General features: G+C 68.0%; 11 protein-coding genes. 3 read left to right on the top strand and 8 right to left on the bottom strand.

The window, feature by feature from the left end:
* Positions 1–549: an oligoribonuclease gene (gene orn / locus METUNV2_RS0112635; protein WP_026188130.1), complete on the bottom strand. Its 549-nt coding sequence runs from the start codon at positions 547–549 to the stop codon at positions 1–3.
* A gap of 170 nt (positions 550–719) precedes the next feature.
* Between orn and METUNV2_RS0112640 the strand changes: the two genes are divergently transcribed.
* Genes METUNV2_RS0112640 through rsgA form a run of 3 tightly spaced genes read left to right on the top strand, consistent with a single transcriptional unit; the run spans position 720 to position 3,192 of the window.
* Complete coding sequence (locus tag METUNV2_RS0112640) at positions 720–1,961, top strand: M48 family metallopeptidase (protein ID WP_018229835.1); 1,242 nt, start codon at positions 720–722, stop codon at positions 1,959–1,961.
* A gap of 3 nt (positions 1,962–1,964) precedes the next feature.
* The gene (locus tag METUNV2_RS0112645; protein WP_018229836.1) at positions 1,965–2,303 is read left to right on the top strand and encodes a 4a-hydroxytetrahydrobiopterin dehydratase; all 339 of its coding nucleotides are present in this window, start codon (positions 1,965–1,967) and stop codon (positions 2,301–2,303) included.
* 4 nt (positions 2,304–2,307) lie between these two features.
* The gene (gene rsgA / locus METUNV2_RS0112650) at positions 2,308–3,192 is read left to right on the top strand and encodes a ribosome small subunit-dependent GTPase A (RefSeq protein WP_018229837.1); all 885 of its coding nucleotides are present in this window, start codon (positions 2,308–2,310) and stop codon (positions 3,190–3,192) included.
* Between the two features lie 41 nt (positions 3,193–3,233).
* Here the strand turns inward: rsgA and pelG are convergent, their stop codons facing one another.
* The 7 genes from pelG to METUNV2_RS0112685 are packed head-to-tail and all read right to left on the bottom strand — an operon-like array spanning position 3,234 to position 15,637.
* Positions 3,234–4,604, bottom strand: a complete 1,371-nt coding sequence (pelG, locus tag METUNV2_RS0112655) for an exopolysaccharide Pel transporter PelG (protein ID WP_018229838.1) — start codon at positions 4,602–4,604, stop codon at positions 3,234–3,236.
* A complete protein-coding gene (pelF, locus tag METUNV2_RS0112660; protein WP_018229839.1) occupies positions 4,604–6,196 on the bottom strand; it encodes a GT4 family glycosyltransferase PelF in 1,593 nt (530 codons plus the stop codon). The genes pelG and pelF overlap by 1 nt, the downstream gene beginning before the upstream one ends.
* Positions 6,193–7,194: a hypothetical protein gene (locus METUNV2_RS0112665; RefSeq protein WP_018229840.1), complete on the bottom strand. Its 1,002-nt coding sequence runs from the start codon at positions 7,192–7,194 to the stop codon at positions 6,193–6,195. Before METUNV2_RS0112665 ends, pelF begins: the two co-directional genes overlap by 4 nt.
* Entirely contained in the window at positions 7,184–8,578 is a 1,395-nt protein-coding gene (locus tag METUNV2_RS0112670; RefSeq protein ID WP_026188131.1) for a PelD GGDEF domain-containing protein, read from the bottom strand. Before METUNV2_RS0112670 ends, METUNV2_RS0112665 begins: the two co-directional genes overlap by 11 nt.
* Positions 8,575–9,102, bottom strand: a complete 528-nt coding sequence (locus tag METUNV2_RS0112675; protein ID WP_018229841.1) for a hypothetical protein — start codon at positions 9,100–9,102, stop codon at positions 8,575–8,577. Before METUNV2_RS0112675 ends, METUNV2_RS0112670 begins: the two co-directional genes overlap by 4 nt.
* Positions 9,103–9,117: 15 nt before the next feature.
* Positions 9,118–12,843 (bottom strand): tetratricopeptide repeat protein, encoded by a 3,726-nt coding sequence (locus tag METUNV2_RS0112680; RefSeq protein ID WP_018229842.1) that lies wholly within the window; start codon positions 12,841–12,843, stop codon positions 9,118–9,120.
* On the bottom strand, positions 12,806–15,637 hold the full coding sequence (locus METUNV2_RS0112685; protein ID WP_018229843.1) for a bifunctional glycoside hydrolase 114/ polysaccharide deacetylase family protein: 2,832 nt from the start codon (positions 15,635–15,637) through the stop codon (positions 12,806–12,808). Before METUNV2_RS0112685 ends, METUNV2_RS0112680 begins: the two co-directional genes overlap by 38 nt.
* Between the last annotated feature and the right edge of the window lie 71 nt (positions 15,638–15,708).

Below are 15,708 nucleotides of genomic sequence, written 5' to 3' on the forward strand. Positions count from 1 at the left end.
TCATTCCATGCGCAGGAAGTGTTCGCGGTAGAACTTCAGTTCGTCGATCGATTCGTAGATGTCGGCCAGCGCCTCGTGACGCTGCGCCTTCTTGAACTGACCCGACAGTTCCGGACGCCAGCGCCGGCACAGTTCCTTCAGCGTCGACACGTCCAGGTTGCGGTAGTGGAACCACGCTTCCAGTCCGGGCATGTGGCGCGCGAGGAAGCGGCGGTCCTGGCAGATCGAATTGCCGCAGATCGGGCTGGCGCGCTCCGGCAGGTACTGGCTCAGGAAGGCGATCATCTGCGCCTCGGCCGTTGCCTCGTCCAGCGTCGATGCGCGCACGCGGTCGGTCAGGCCCGACTTGCCATGGGTGGAGGTGTTCCACTTGTCCATGCCATTGAGCACTTCGTCGGACTGATGCACCGCCAGCACCGGGCCTTCGGCGATCACTTCGAGCTGCGCGTTCGTGACCACGCAGGCCAGTTCGATCACGCGGTCGTTGTCCGGATCCAGACCGGTCATTTCCATGTCCAGCCAGACGAGATGGGAGGGGTCCTGTGCCATAATCGAGAAAATTTCCAAGCGGGATTAATGCGTTCGTCCGAACGCGGAGCGGCCCGATTTTGTCACACTCGCGTGACCTGGACTGAGTCTAAATACAGTCCCGGCACCCAGTCTGGCAATTGCGTCGGCAATCAGTCCGACAACCGTTTCCAACCCGAGGCCACCCCATCATGCTGACCGAAATCTTCGTCGTCGCCCTCGTGCTGACCAGCGCCGTGCGCCTGTGGCTGGCCACCCGCCACCGCTCGCACGTGGCCGCCCACCGCGGCGAGGTACCGCTCGCCTTCCGCGATGCCATTCCGCTCGAAGCCCACCAGAAAGCGGCTGACTACACCGTGGCACGCGCCGGGCTGGCGCGCACCGACGTGATCATCGGCGCGCTGTGGCTGGCGGTGCTGACGCTGGGCGGTGGTCTGCAGTGGATGTTCGATGTCGCCACCGGTCTGGCCGGCAGCGGCATGCTGCGCGATCTGGTGTTCATCGGCATCGTCACCTTCGCGTCGTCGCTGATCGACCTGCCGGTGCTGCTGTGGCGCACCTTCGTGATCGAACAGGGTTTCGGCTTCAACAAGATGACGCTGGCCATGTTTTTCGGCGACCAGATCAAGCACGGCCTGGTCGGCGCCGCCATCGGCGCGCCGGCGGTGGCCGCGGTGCTGTGGATCATGGGCAGCCTGGGCAGCGCCTGGTGGGTGTGGGCGTGGGCCTTCTGGCTCAGCTTCAGCCTCGCGCTGATGGTGATCTACCCCACGTTCATCGCGCCGCTGTTCAACAAGTTCGAGCCGATGCCGGCCGGAGAGCTGCGCAGCCGCATCGAATCACTGCTGGAGCGCTGCGGCTTCCGCTCCGAAGGTCTGTTCGTGATGGACGGCTCGCGCCGCTCGGCGCACGGCAACGCCTATTTCACCGGCTTCGGCAAGGGCAAGCGCATCGTGTTCTTCGACACCCTGCTCAACCGGCTGGGTGCAGACGAGATCGAAGCCGTGCTGGCGCACGAACTGGGCCACTACAAGCACCACCACATCTGGAAGCGCGTGGGCTGGATCGCCGCCGGCAGCTTCGCCTTCTTCGCGCTGCTCGGCTGGCTGGTCGATGCGCCGTGGTTCTTCGCCGAGCTGGGTGTTACCGACCCGGCCAGCTGGGGCCACGCGATGGCGCTCACGCTGTTCGCGCTGGTGATTCCGGTGTTCAGCTTCCCGCTGTCGCCGCTGCTCAAGCTCATGTCGCGCAAGCACGAATTCGAGGCTGACGCCTACGCGGTCGCGCAGACCCGCGCCGACTGGCTGGTCGCCGCGCTGGTCAAGCTGTACCGCGACAACGCGTCCACGCTGACGCCGGACCCGCTGTATTCGCAGTTCTACGATTCCCACCCGCCGGCCGCGCTGCGCGTGGCCCGGCTGCAGTCCGCCTGATCCATGACCCGACAAGAACTTGCACAACAGCAGTGCGCGCCGCAGAAGGGCGCGCACCGCCGCATCGAGGGCGAAGCGCTCGCCCTGGCACTGAAGGACTTGCACGGCTGGATCGAGGCCGACAAGCACCTGGCGAAGGACTTCCAGTTCGGCGATTACGATCAGGTGGTGAATTTCGTGAACCAGGTGGCCGCGATCGCGAAGGCGCAGGACCACCACCCGGACATCATGTTCGGCGCCAACCGCGTGCGCGTGGTGTTCACCACCCACAGCGTGCGCAGCATTTCGATCAACGACCTCATCTGCGCCGCCCGCATCGAAGCGATGCGCGACGCCGGCTGACGGTTTGAAGAAGAGCGCACAGCCGGCCGCCCGCATCGTGTCGGCCCACGGCCGGCACTACGTCGCCCGGCTGGAGGACGGCCGCGAGCTGCAGGCCTTCCCGCGCGGCAAGAAATCGGACATCGCCTGCGGCGACCGCGTGCTGCTCGACATGCAGGGCGAAGACCAGGCGCGCATCGCCGAAGTGCTGCCGCGCAGCAGCCTGCTCTACCGCAAGGACATGTGGAAGCAGAAGATGGTGGCGGCCAATGTCGATCTGGTGGCCATCGTGGTGGCCACCGAACCGTCGTTCAGCCCGGAACTGGTGGCGCGCATCCTGGTGGCCTGCGAAGCGCAGCAGGTCGACGCGCTCATCGTGCTGAACAAGTGCGATCTGGCCGCAGCCCTGCCGGCCGCCCGCGCCGCGCTCGAACCTTTCCGCCGCCTCGGCTACGACGTGCTCGAACTGAGCGCGCTGCAGGGCGCAGACGCGCTGCGGCCCCACCTTGCCGGACGCACCGCGGTATTCACCGGCCAGTCCGGCATGGGCAAATCGACGCTGGTCAACGCGCTGGTGCCGGACGCCCGGGCGGCGACGCGCGAAGTGTCGCAGGCGCTCGATTCGGGCAAGCACACCACCACTTACGCCAAGCTGTACGACCTGGCCGGCGGCGGCGCGCTGATCGACAGCCCGGGCCTGCAGGAATTCGGCCTGGCCCAGCTCGACGTGAACGATCTCGAACAGGCTTTCCCGGATTTCCGCGCCCATCTGGGCAGCTGCCGCTTCCGCGACTGCGCGCACGACAGCGAACCTGGCTGCGGCCTGCGCGACCACGTCGCACCGGACCGCCTCGCGCTCTACCACCTGCTGCGGCACGAAATCACCACCGCCGCCACGCCGCAGTACTGAAACCGGCCGGCCCTCCGGGGCTGCGCGTCCGTGAGCGCCGCTTACTGCAGCATGAAGGTTTCGTACTCCAGCCGCCCCAGCTTCCGGTCCAGCGCCCACAGGCCCAGCATCAGCGTAAGCAGCACCGACAGCGCGTAGCCATAGCCGTAGAAGCTGGCGCCCAGCTTGAACGACAGCGCGGTGAAGGCGATGTTGGACAGGCAGAAGAAGCCGCACAGCGCGAGGATGATGCGGCGCTGGTCGAGGTAGAAGAACACGTTCAGCAGCGCCAGCAGCCCGACCTGCAGGCTGGCGGCCAGGGTCTGGATGTAGAGCAGCGGCAGGTTCAGTTCCGAAATGTCCAGCACCGCGAACACCGCCGGACCGGCGACGATGGCGGCCAGCATGGCCAGCGTCTGTATCTTGCCGATCTCCGCCAGGCCCTGACGGATGGACAGCACCATTTCGTCGCGCATGTCTTCGATGTATTCGAGCGAGCCGCCGGTGCGCACCGCGTCGAAGAAGCGGTCGTAGTACTCGACGAAATCGGTTTCGATGCGCACCAGAAACACCGCCATGCCCGGAATGATGGACAGATAGGCCATGAACACCGGCAGGTCGTAGATGACCGACGCGCGCAGCGGCCCGATGATGGCGTCCGACGTTTCCGGCCAGCTCCAGAACATGAACTTGTCCACCCAGACGCCCAGGTTGTACAGGAGGCCGATCAGCATGAGCGAGGGGTAGCGGGTTTCCGCGCGCGAAAACTCGTATGAAATGGTGACCCGCGAGCGGTAGTGCCAGGCGGTGATGAGCCACATGCCGATGAACAGCACGAAGTGGCCGAGCACGAAGCCGCCGAGCAGGCCTTCCAGCCCCCAGGGACGCGCCAGCAGCGCGGTGATGACGGTGACCGCGTAACCCAGCGCGTACAGCAGCAGGATGGCGCGGTACATCTTGAGACCGGACAGGAAGATGGTGGCGACCCAGATGCCACACAGCAGCACGAAGCCGGACAGCATGAGCAGCCGGTAGATGACCGGCAGCCCGGCGAACAGCGTGAACGCCAGCAGCAGCCCGAGTACGCCGGCCACGCCGATCACCCACAGCAGCAGGCCGTTGAAGTTGGACATGACCAGATCGTCGCGCTTCTCGAACAGGCGGTCCGAAATGAAGCGGGTGAAGGCCAGCTGCACCAGCCCGGTCAGGATGAGCGAAGTCGAGATCAGATAGGTGACCGACACCTGGAACTGGGTGATCAGGAATTCCGGCACCACCACCGCACGCGACAGCAGACCCACCATCAGGATGCCGACGATGGACAGCACCCACGGCCCGGAGCCGATCACGCCGGCATAGCTATAGGCCTGCACCAGCCCGAGCAGGCTGTCCTTCTTCAGCAGTTTGCGCAGTTCGAAACCGATGCCGGCCATCAGCGCGCTCCGTGTCCGAAGGGGCAGACGCCAGCGCGGCGCGTATCGCGTTCGAGCGCGCCGGCGTACACCTCGCGGTAGCGGTCGAACATCAGCGTGTCGGCGTAATAGCGCTCGACCCGCGCGATGCCCGCCTGCTGCGCCGCCTGCCAGGCGGCGCCGTCATTGAGCAGATCCAGCGCGGCGTCGGCCAGCGACTGCGGGTCGGCGATGCCCACCACACGGCCGGCCGCGCCCAGCGCCTCGTCCTCCGCGCCCAGCCCGTGCATGAGCTGGCGGCAGGAGCCTACGTCGGTGGCCACCGCCGGCACGCCTGCGGCGAAACCTTCCAGCAGCACCAGCGGCAGCGCTTCGGAAATCGACGACAGCACCACCAGCCCGATCTTCGGCATCAGCTCGTCGATCTTCTGCATGCCCAGAAAACGCACGTTGTCGGTCAGGCCCAGGCTGTCGACCAGATTGCGGCACTCCTCCGCGTAGGCCGGATCCTCGTCCGCCGGGCCGGCGATCCAGCCCTGCGCCTCGGGCATCCGGTTCACCACACGGCGCATCGCGCGCACGAAGGTCTTGATGTCCTTGATCGGCACCACGCGGCCGATCAGGCACAGCACCGGCGGCACTTCGGCCGGCCGCTGCGCGCGCAGCGGCGCCAGTCGACCGATGTTCACGCCATTCGGAATGTTGCGGGTACGCGCTGCATCCGCCCCGTCGGCGACCTGGCGCAGCCGGTTGGTTTCGTACAGCGCAACGATGGGGTCGGCCGCCGCGTAGGTGAGCCGGCCCAGCCATTCGAAGAAGCGTATCCAGAGCTGGCGGAAATAGCTCAGTTCGGACGCGTCCTTCTGGAACACGTTGCGGTTGTCCCGTATCCATTCGTTCTGGTACAGGTCGATCTTGCGTTCCTTGGTGTAGATGCCGTGCTCCGACAGCACCAGCGGCCGGCCGGTCGACTGCGCCAGCAGCGCACCGAGAAAGCCGGCGTAGCCGGTGGACACGCTGTGATAGACCCGGGCCGGCACCAGCGTGTGCGCGATGCGGGCCAACTGCCACAGCGGCTGATGCATGATGCGCACGGTCCAGAAGTAGTCGACGAAGCTGGGGTCGCTGCAATAGGTACGGTAGCGATCGGTCACCACGTCCCACGACGCCTCGCTGCGCAGGAAGGCCTCCAGATCGATGCGGCCGCCGGGCGCGATGTCGCGGCAGGCTTCGCCGAACAGCGACAGCACGTCGGGTGCGCCCTCGCGACCGCCGCCGCGGCGGAAGGCGTCGTGCAGCGACGCCATCTGCGCAAACGCCTTCGCGTCGCCCTGCAGCCCGCGCTTGCGCTCGTGCGCAGTGGCCACCGTGCCGAGGTCGTCGTGCAGATAGTGGGTTTCCAGATGCACCACGTTGTCCGGCAGCGTGTAGCGCATGTCACCGTAATCGCTGCGCCGGCTGCCGATGAACACCACGCCGAAGCGCAGGTCCGGGAAGGCGCGGATGATCTGGTTCACCCAGCTCGACACACCGCCCGCCACATAGGGGAAGGTGCCTTCGAGCAGCAGGGCGACATCGACACCCTCGGGCGCGCGGCGGATCACTTCGCTCATGCCTGCCCCCAGAATTTCAGCACCGGCTGCAGCCGCGACAGCCCTTCCCAGTCCTGCATCGACTGCAGCAGCGTACGTACGCGCGAAAAATCGCGGCGAGCGAACGCCAGTTCGGCCAGATAGGGCACCACGCGCGACGCTGGCAGGCCCAGCTCGCGCGCGCGCTGATAGGCGGCATCCGCCTCGTCCAGCCGGCCGAGCTGCTGCAGCAGCCGGCCGTGCTGCAGGTGCAGCGCCGGGTTGTCGCGCAGCGTGGCCAGCGCGGTTTCGGTGTGGCGCAGCGCCTCGCCCACCGCATAGTCGAGCAGATCGCCCTGCACCAGCCCCTGATAGATCAGTTCCCAGTACAGCGCGGCGAGCTGCTGCGCCACCCGGCCGCGCTCGTCGTCGCTGCGACAGGCGGCCAGCTTCTGGCGCGCGGCATGGATGTCGGCATTGAGCCGCTTTTCGCGGTTGTCCAGCAGGCCATAGGCCAGCAGACGCAGATCGTCCTCGGCGTCACCCAGCAGTTCGCGCAACACCGGCGAACCGATGCGCGACGGCGCGTGCGACAGCGCCACCATGGCGCGCAGCCGCTGCGGCACCGGTGCCCGATCGTTCTTCAGGAACTGACGCACGCCGGCCTGGCGGAAACCGGCACCGGATTTTTCGCTGCTTTCGTGGATGTCCAGATCCGGCAGCCGCACCGCGGAAAAGCGGCTGGGCGACTCTAGCCGCGGCAGCAGATGGCGCACCAGCGCACCGACCAGCACGCCGACGAAGCCGAGCACCGGCACGAAGAATATGCTGCAGAACAGCAGTGACAGCACGCTCAGCCGCGGCTTGGAGCGCGCCAGCGGAATCAGCAGATAGACCGCCAGCGCCAGCAGCAGGCTGGCCGGCGCGTGGGCCGCCAGATAGGCGGACAGCGCGAGGTCGGGCGACTCGATGTGACCCAGGCCGTAGAAGGCGGCCAGTTCGGCCAGCAGCGCGGCCAGCGCGAGCTTGCTACTGCCCATCGCGCGCTCCGGTCAGACGGGCCAGCAGATCGGCCGGCGCTTCCTGGTCCAGCATGCGGGTGCGACTGCCGACTCGGCAATGATCCAGCCCGCCGCCGCGGTGCTGGGCAAGCCAGTTGTCGATGCGCGCCAGATAGCCTTCGACCGCGGCCGGGCCGGCCAGCGGCATCAGCGTGAGCAGGCGAACGCCATCGGTGCGCTCGACCCGCCACACCACGTCCAGCGAGCGCTGCATGCGCGCGATCTGCAGCGCCAGATCCTGGCCTGCTTCGCCAGCCGGAAAACTGAGCATGACGAGCGCGCTGCTGACGCCGGATTCGACGCGCACCCGCCACATGCGGGCCATTTCGAACGCGAAGTCCAGCGGGCAGTCCGGCAGTTCCGCGCGCAGCGGTGCGGCCAGCGCGCTGGCCGACAGCCCGTCGGCGTAGTAGCCCAGCAGCAGGTTGAGCATCTGCAGGGTTTCGTCGTGCAGCGCGAAGAAAGGCATGCGATCGACCAGCAGCAGCGCGTGCAGATCGCCGCCCAGGCCGGTCAGCGGCGCCACCACCAGATAGCGCGAACCGGCAGGCGCGGTGCCGCCGTCGAGCGCGACGTGGGCGAGCCGGCGGTGTTCGAGCGCGAAGCGGATGAGCGGATCGCCGGCGTCCACGTCGAACGGCGTGCCCAGCCAGGCCGGCGCGGTGCCGACCGGCTTGCCCTCGGCATCGACCGCCAGCAGGGCGGCACGCTCGATCTGGCAGTACTGCGCCACCAGACGCAGCAGATCGGCCGCGCCCGGCAGCGCCTCGCCAGCGGCCGCCGGCGAGGCCGCCAGGCCACGCAGGCCGACCAGCGCATCGCGCATCGACACCGGGCGGGAAATGAGGTCCTGCTCCAGCCGGTCGTGCGACAGGCGCAGCAGATAGTGCTGGTGGGTCAGGTATTCCAGACGCTGTTCGAGATAGGACTGCACGCTTTCGGCGCGCCGCACCCGGCCGCGCCACAGCGACGAAAACTCGCCGCAGATCATGACCGCGATCAGCCAGCCGAGAAAGTACAGCTTGGGCAGTTCACCCAGCGCCACGCCGATTTCGCCGAACACGAACCAGGCCGAAAACAGCAGCGCGCTGCCGGCCAGGCCAGGCACCGGGCCATAGCGCAGCGCCACCAGCAGCGGCCCCAGCCACACCCAGGCAAACTGGGCGCGCAGGAAGAAGGGGTCCAGCGGATTCAGCCAGAAAGCGAGCAGCAGCGCCAGCATGGGCAGCGCCACGGTTTCCGCCAGCGCGGCCGGGCCGGCGCCGGAACCGGTCGGCGTGAAGCGCGCAAGCAGGCGCCGCCACAGGGGCTCGTCGACGCGCCGGATGACCGGGCGGTCGCCGGGCGTACGGGTATCGTTCATTTGAGCGCCGGCACCAGCAGCGACTTGATCAGTTCCTGCGCCACACCGGACAGCGATTCGCGGCTCCAGCCACTCTTGCCGCCGACGCCGCTCCACAGCACGCGGCCGCTGTCGACCTCGACAATCTGCAGCGCGACACCGACCGCCGGCTCGCCATCGACGCCCACCTTGTAGCGCCATTCATCGACCGTGCCGGTCACCGCATAGCGGGCGCCCTGCTCCTTCGCCCAGGCCAGTGCGCGCGCCGCGTCTTTCAGCTGGCCGCTCTCGAACAGGTTGTCGTTCTGCAGGCTGGCCGGGTAGCGCTGCACCTGGGCCACGCCCAGACTGCGCAGCAGGTTTTCGGTCACCGCTTCGGCGCGCTGGCCGGCGAACGGCGTTTCGGTCGCGTTGCCGAAAGGCAGCAGCACCCAGGCGGCTGACTTGTCGGCGCCCGACGGGGCCGAGTGGTCGATCACCGCGCAGCCGGAAAACAGGGTGACGGAGGCCACGAGGGCGCAGATGAGCTTGATCAGGTGTTTCATGCGAACGCTCCCGGTTCAGAAAAACAGTCGGTAATGCAGTGCGAATTCGGTGGTGCGCGCGAAGATGCCACCACCGCCCTTGTCCTGTCGCCAGGACAGCGAAAAATGATCGGTGCCGAGCACGCTGCCGGCCACGCCCAGCGACACGTCGTAGCCCGCGCCGGCCACGCTGTTGTTCGATACGCCGATCGAGCCGAAAGGCCGCAGCGCCTTTGTGTAATCGCGCAACAGCCGGATGTTGTGGGTGAGCCGCACGCCCTGCAGCGTGAAACTCTGCGGCCGCAGCGCGGTGGCATCCAGCCCGCTGCCGGCGAACAGCCGCTGCCGCACCTCGACCGCGCGCGCATCGGCCAGATCGATGTCGGCGCGGCTGAACTGGTAACCGGCGGCGTAGGCGCTCACTTCAAGATCCGGCAGTTCGGTGCGGATGGCGTGCGCCACCTCGACCTGCCACAGCCGGCCACGGCCGATGTCCAGACCGTTCTGCGCCTGGTAGCGGTAACTGCCGAACTGCAGCCCGATGCGGTCGTCGCGCGCCACGCGGTAGTTGGCGCGCAGATCGATCTGGTCGCGCATGCCGGCCATGCGCAGCCCGAGGTTTTCGGTCGCCGGCATGTGCAGCCCCACGCCGACCGTGGCGCTGAGCCGGCTGTCGATGCGCTGTTCGCGTTCGATGGCGACCGGATGGATGGTTTCGAAGCCGTCGCGCTGACCGATCAGGATGCGGGTGACGCCGTCATCGTGCTGCCAGGCGAGTCTGGCCAGCAGATAGCTGCTTTCGCCCGGCGTCGAACTGAACTGCACGTTGTCACCCCGCTCGCGGGTGATGGAGCCGAATTCCACGCTCATGCGCAGATCGGGTGCCACCGCCATGTCCAGCGTGGCGCCGCTCTGCCGTTCGTCGATGCCGCCCAGCGTGCGCTGCGCGATGTCGAGATCGAAGCGGTGCGAAAAATCGAGCAGCGCATCGGACAGCTGCAGGTGCAGCGGCGCGTCGTCGCGCTGCGCGTCCAGGGTGTCGAAGGCGGCGCTCTGCGCCAGACGCAGGTCGCCCACCATGCGCGCACTGTTCACCCGGTCATAGCGCGGCAGGCGTTCGTCCCAGGTTTCCAGCAGCGCGCCGACCGCGGCCACGTCGCCCTGCGCCAGTGCGGCGGTGATGTCGGCCCACAGCGGCCGGTTCAGACTGCGACCGTACTGCTGCCACAGGAAACCGCGCACCGCGTCGAACTCGCCACGGTCGATGAAGGCGGACAGCGCCAATTCGCGTGCGGCCGGCAGCCAGCGCCCATCCGGTTCGCGGTCCAGCCGCATCACTTCGCGCAGCAGCGCGTTGGCCGCATCGCCCGGCGCCAGCGTGCGTGCGAGCCGCACACGGGCCTGACGCTGAAGGCGGCCGATGTCGTCGGCGCCCAGTTCGGCCAGCCGCGGCCGCTCTTTCTTCCACAGCATCTGGCGCACCCGCCAGGCGCGGTCGACATCGCCGTTCTGTTCCAGCGCGTCGGCCACATTCATCATCCACAGGAAGTCGTCGCGCTGCGCCCCCAACCGCGGCAGCAGGTAGCGGTCCAGCGCCACCTGCGGGCGCGACAGCGCCTGCCATGCGGCGGCCAGTGCGTCGTGCAGCGTTTCGTCACGCGCCCAGGCCTGTTCATGCCGGGCCAGCAGTTCGCGCAGCATGCGGGTGTCGTTGCCATCGATCAGCAGCCACAGCAGCGTGGTGCGCACCGACGCCGATTCCGGCTCCAGCCTGAGCGCCGCCGACAGATCGGCAAAGGCATCGGCGCGGCGGCCACCGTCCAGATGCCATTGCGCGCGCCGTTGCAGGAAGGCCGTGCTGCGTTCGGCTTCGGCACGCTGCACCGCCTGTGCCGGCTGCTGCAGTTCGCCGAACAGCCGCGCCAGTTCTGTGCGCTGGCCGGCACCGGCATAGAGATCCAGCGTGCGCAGGAACCAGACGCTGCCGCCGAAGCGGCGCCAGCCACGCTCGGCTTCGCGGGCCGCCGCCAGCGGCGACACATCGCTCAGCAGGTCGACCAGATCGCTCTGTTCGAAAGCATCGGAATCGTCAAAGCGGGTCACCCGCTCGAGTGCGCTGCGAGCGCGTTCATCGTCCTGCACCAGCTGGGCCAGCGCGACATACAGTCGCCAGAAATCGCGACTGCCGTCATCGGCAGCGGCCTTCGCACCCTCCATCACCTGCAGCGCGTCGTCGAAGCGGCTGTCGAGGATGAACAGCGCGGCACGCCGGGCCGCGCGCGCCGGGTCCGGCGGCAGCAGCGCGTCGAGCCGGGCCAGCGTGCGCCGGGCCAGTTCGATGTCAGCCGCGCGTTCGGCCAGATCGGCCAGCATCTGCAGTTCGGCCACCGACGGCGCGTCACCGGCCGCACGCTGCAGGAAGGCGATCGCTTCGCGCGGCCGGCCGGCACGCTCGTGCAGCGCGACGATTTCAGTCATGAGCTTGAGATCGTGCGGTCGGCGGCGCAGCCGGTATTCGAGCGCCGGCAGCAGCGCGTCGTCGTCGAGCAGGCCGGGCGCCAGTCTGAGCACCGCCTCCCAGGCCTCTTCGCGCCCGCCGCGGCGGGCGATCTGCGACCACTGGTCGAGCGCCTCCTGCGGTTTGCCCATCCATTCCTGCACCGTGGCCAGCCGTTCGCGCCAGCGCAGATCGTCCGGCGCCTGCCGCACCGCCGACTGCGCCACCCGTTCGGCGTCCTCCAGCTGACGGTTGCCGAGAAAAGCTTCGTAACCGAGCGTGTAGATGCGGTCGTCGAACGGCAGCTCCGGTCCGCCCGTGGCCGCCACCCGCCACGGCAGCACGTCGATGCCGGCGGCGGCGAACTGACTGCGGCGCAGCTGCCGTTCCAGCGACAGCTGCAGCATCCGTTTCGCGTAGCGGGCGGCAGCATCCGGCCGATTGGCGGCGCGCGCCAGCGTGACCAGGAAGTACATCACTTCGGTGTCGTTCGCCAGTTCGCCGATTTCGCGCTCGGCCATGTCCAGCGCCAGATCGAGCCGGTTGCCCGACTGCAGCGTGCGCAACGCCTGCAGGAACAGCGCGCGGCGCTTCGCGGCATCCGGCTCGCGGCTGCGTTGCAGCAGCAGCATGCGCGCCGCACCTTCGTATTCGCCGTGACCCAGCATTTCGGCGGCCGCCTGACCGTACAGCCGCGGGTCGATATCGTCGCCATCGCGCCGGAAGGAGGCGATCAGTTCCAGCGCCAGCAGCGCCTGCCCGCGCGACAGCGCGCGCTGCACCAGCGACATCCGGTTCTGGTCGGTCAGCCCCTCTACCGTCACCGCATTGCGCAGCCGCTGCGGCAGTTGCGCTTCCAGTTCGGCGTGGCGCGCCGAAAACGGCGGCGCGGACAGCAGTTCGCTCTCGTACAGCGTCCATTCGACCCAGCGCGCTTCGGTCAGCGCCTCGCGGTCGGCCGGGCTGATGAGCAGCGGCGCCAGATCGGCGCGCGCCTGTTCGTAATCGCGCCGGGCGATGGACTGGCGCACCAGCGCAAGCCTGAGTTCCGGATTCAGCGGATCGGTGCGCAGCAGGTTGCGCAGATAAGCCAGCGTGAGCGCGTCGCCCCGGGTGGCGTTCAGCGTGTACTGGACCAGCGCTCGGTAGGGAAACAGCAGCGTGAACAGCACGCCCACCAGCAGACCGATGGCCAGCAGCACATGCGGCGCGACCAGGCGCGGACGCTCAACCGACGCGGCAGCGTAGCTCGATCGTCGCAGCATGGGCGTCCAGACGGAAATGGGCGAGGCCGGCCTCGCTGCGCACCGGGCCGAGGGTACGGCCATCGGCGGTGACGCGGCACTGGCCGGCGCCGGCCAGTGCGAATTCGAGCGGCACATGGCCGTTCAGGCGGTAGCGTTGCACGTCCTGCTCAACACTGGCCGACTCCAGTCGCGCATTCGCTTCGGCCAGCACCGGCGCCAGGGCGGTGCGGCCGACCAGCGTCAGCGTCGCTTCGTCTGCGGTCAGATGGACGTAACGCCCTTCGACGCCGTCGCGCCAGCCGCCGATGCCGGACGAAGCCGGCATGTCCGGCAGACCCAGTTCCGCCGGCAGGCGCAGCGTGCGCAGATGGGTGGCGTTGCGCACCAGGTAGCGCCCGCCATCCAGCGTGCGGGCAAGCACGACATCATTGAAATTCATCGCGATGCGCACGTATTCGCTCGGATAGACCGGATGTACCGGCTGCGCCAGCGCATGCCGGTACACCTTGTGCAGCACCGCCAGCGACGCCGGCTTGCTGGCCGAGTAGGTATGGAAATAGAGATTGACCGGCTTGAGCCGGCGCGGCCTGTCGGTGAAGGCCAGGGTCTGCGTCACCCGCTCGAAGCCGTAGTACGGCCCGGTCCAGAGATTGGTATAGACGTTCTCGTTCATGATGGGCGCGTGCACATGGAAGTGGCGCCCCTGCCAGGTCCCGAGCGAGGACACCGCGGCCAGACTCGGATACAGCGTGCTGGCCACGGTATAGCCGCCGTTCATCTGCACCATGCCCAGCCGTTCGACCCATTCCAGCGCCGCTTCGGTGGGCGCAGCGTCACCGGTCCAGAGCATGAGACCAACCGGCTTGCCCGGCGGCGCGAGCCGGCTGCGGATGTAGTCCACCGAACCGGCGATCTCGCGCTCCAGACTGGGCGCGTAACCTGCGGGGGCGAGCGAGTAGCCCTGGGCGGCCTCCTTCGCCTCACCGCGCTCGACGCTGTCCCAGTAGAACGGATGGGTGTAGCTGTGCGAGGCGATTTCGACGTGCGGCAGCGCGAACATGCGGCGAGCGACCGCCTCCATTTCGGCGGAATCGCGGGCGAACGGACCGCGCTCGCTGGTTTCGATCTCGATCACCGACATCGCGTGCGGCACCCGGTAGCGCTTGAGCACATCTTCCAGCAGCACTTCGGCGGCCAGCCTGCGGCCCTTCATTTCGGCGCGCGATGCGAAACCGTCGCCGTCGATATGGGCAAAGAACATGCGGCGGCCGGTCAGCGTGGTGGTATCCGGCACCGGCAGCGGCGGCAGCGCCAGCGCATCGCGGATGAAGGCGAAGGGCTCGACCACCCAGCGCGTCTGTGCCTCGTCCAGCGGCAGTACCCTCACCGCGAACGGATGCAGCGCGAAACCGCCCCAGGTGGTTTGCGCCACCGCGTCGTAGCGGTTGCCGGCGGTGTCGTTCAGGCCCAGCAGCACGCGCGCATCCGGCTGCGCTACTTTTATGCGTTCCAGCCGGCCGCGGTCGGGAATGGCCGGCGTTTCGAAGCCGACCGCAGGATCGCGCACGGCGATGTCCAGCCGGCCGCGAGCCGGTGGCGCCTGCGTCAGGCCGGCCACGCGCAGGAAATCGGCATCCGGTTCGAAACCGAAGGAGCCGAACACCGCCATCCGGGTGCCCTCGGCAATGCGCGCGGACATCCAGTCCATCAGCGCACGGGCGCGGTCGGTCGGCACATGGCCGTCGAACCACAGCACCGCACCGGCGTATTCGCCGGCCGGCACGGCGTCCGGCAGCGGTCCGGTCACATCGACATATTCGGCGACATAGCCCAGGTGATTGACCGGCATCTCCGCGTAGCGATGCGGGCTGGAAACATTGACCCGGGCGGCCTCCCGGCTGTTGTAGAGGAACATGAGCTTGCGCGGCAGCACCTCCACCAGACCGACACCGAGGTGTTTCAGATCGCCGTCGGTCACATAGGGCACGATGCCGTGGGCGTGAATGCGTCGTGCGGTATCGCGGGCCAGTTCGCGAGCGGCCGGCGCCACGTAGTCGATGGCGATCGCGGTCACGCCATAGCGGTCGCGCGCAGTCTGCAACTGGCCGAGCAGCCACTCGCGGTCCTTGGCCGGCACCTCGACATAACGCCGGTGACGCGCGTCCCAGCCGCGGTACAGCGACTCGGCCGCCACCGCATGAACCTCACCGCGCAACTCGGGCAGCAGTTCGAAACCGCGGTTGAACATGAGCCGGATGCCCGGGAAGCGCGCACGCAAGGTACGCACCACCGCGATCAGTCCGCGTTGCTGGGCGGCGACGTCGACATCCTTCACCAGATGATAGGAATCCAGGGTATCGAGGAAGAAGCCGCGGTAGCCACGCGCCCACAGCGGGCCCACCACCTCGTCGGCGAAGAAGGCTGGCCAGGCCGGCTGGGCCTGGTCGATCACCAGCGACTTCCAGGCCGCATTGCGGCCGATGCGCCAGGCCTCGGGAATGCGCGCGGCGTAGTCCCGGGTCGGATGCACTTCACCCACGCTGACATAGGCAAACAGTTCGGAGGCGCCCCGCCCCTTGTAGGCGAGCGGATCGAAACCATGGTCGGGTTCGACCACGGCGATATCGAAGGCCTTCATCGCGGCCAGCGGTGCATCCTTGCCGTAGTGCAGCGCGACCGACGGCAGTTCGGCCGCCTGCAGCATCGACGCGGCTGCCAGCAGCACGAACGGCAATGCACGCAGCAGGCCTGCGTGGCGCGAAAGGATGCGTGTGAAAAGCGGTCTGAGCAGCGATCGGGCAGAAATGGACATCGGATCAGGAGCACCGGCACGGACAGACGTGAACGGCCCATTCCGGGGGAACCTTTAGCTTGCAGGCCTGA

Source organism: Methyloversatilis universalis EHg5, from assembly GCF_000378945.1.
In the GTDB taxonomy this organism is placed as follows: domain Bacteria; phylum Pseudomonadota; class Gammaproteobacteria; order Burkholderiales; family Rhodocyclaceae; genus Methyloversatilis; species Methyloversatilis universalis_A.

What these genes read in the sequence shown, in the direction of transcription:
- orn (WP_026188130.1), bottom strand. Translation starts at nt 549, where the DNA reads ATGGCACAGGACCCCTCCCATCTCGTCTGGCTGGACATGGAAATGACC.
- METUNV2_RS0112640 (WP_018229835.1), top strand. Translation starts at nt 720, where the DNA reads ATGCTGACCGAAATCTTCGTCGTCGCCCTCGTGCTGACCAGCGCCGTG.
- METUNV2_RS0112645 (WP_018229836.1), top strand. Translation starts at nt 1,965, where the DNA reads ATGACCCGACAAGAACTTGCACAACAGCAGTGCGCGCCGCAGAAGGGC.
- pelG (WP_018229838.1), bottom strand. Translation starts at nt 4,604, where the DNA reads ATGGCCGGCATCGGTTTCGAACTGCGCAAACTGCTGAAGAAGGACAGC.
- pelF (WP_018229839.1), bottom strand. Translation starts at nt 6,196, where the DNA reads ATGAGCGAAGTGATCCGCCGCGCGCCCGAGGGTGTCGATGTCGCCCTG.
- METUNV2_RS0112665 (WP_018229840.1), bottom strand. Translation starts at nt 7,194, where the DNA reads ATGGGCAGTAGCAAGCTCGCGCTGGCCGCGCTGCTGGCCGAACTGGCC.
- METUNV2_RS0112670 (WP_026188131.1), bottom strand. Translation starts at nt 8,578, where the DNA reads ATGAACGATACCCGTACGCCCGGCGACCGCCCGGTCATCCGGCGCGTC.
- METUNV2_RS0112675 (WP_018229841.1), bottom strand. Translation starts at nt 9,102, where the DNA reads ATGAAACACCTGATCAAGCTCATCTGCGCCCTCGTGGCCTCCGTCACC.
- METUNV2_RS0112680 (WP_018229842.1), bottom strand. Translation starts at nt 12,843, where the DNA reads ATGCTGCGACGATCGAGCTACGCTGCCGCGTCGGTTGAGCGTCCGCGC.
- METUNV2_RS0112685 (WP_018229843.1), bottom strand. Translation starts at nt 15,637, where the DNA reads ATGTCCATTTCTGCCCGATCGCTGCTCAGACCGCTTTTCACACGCATC.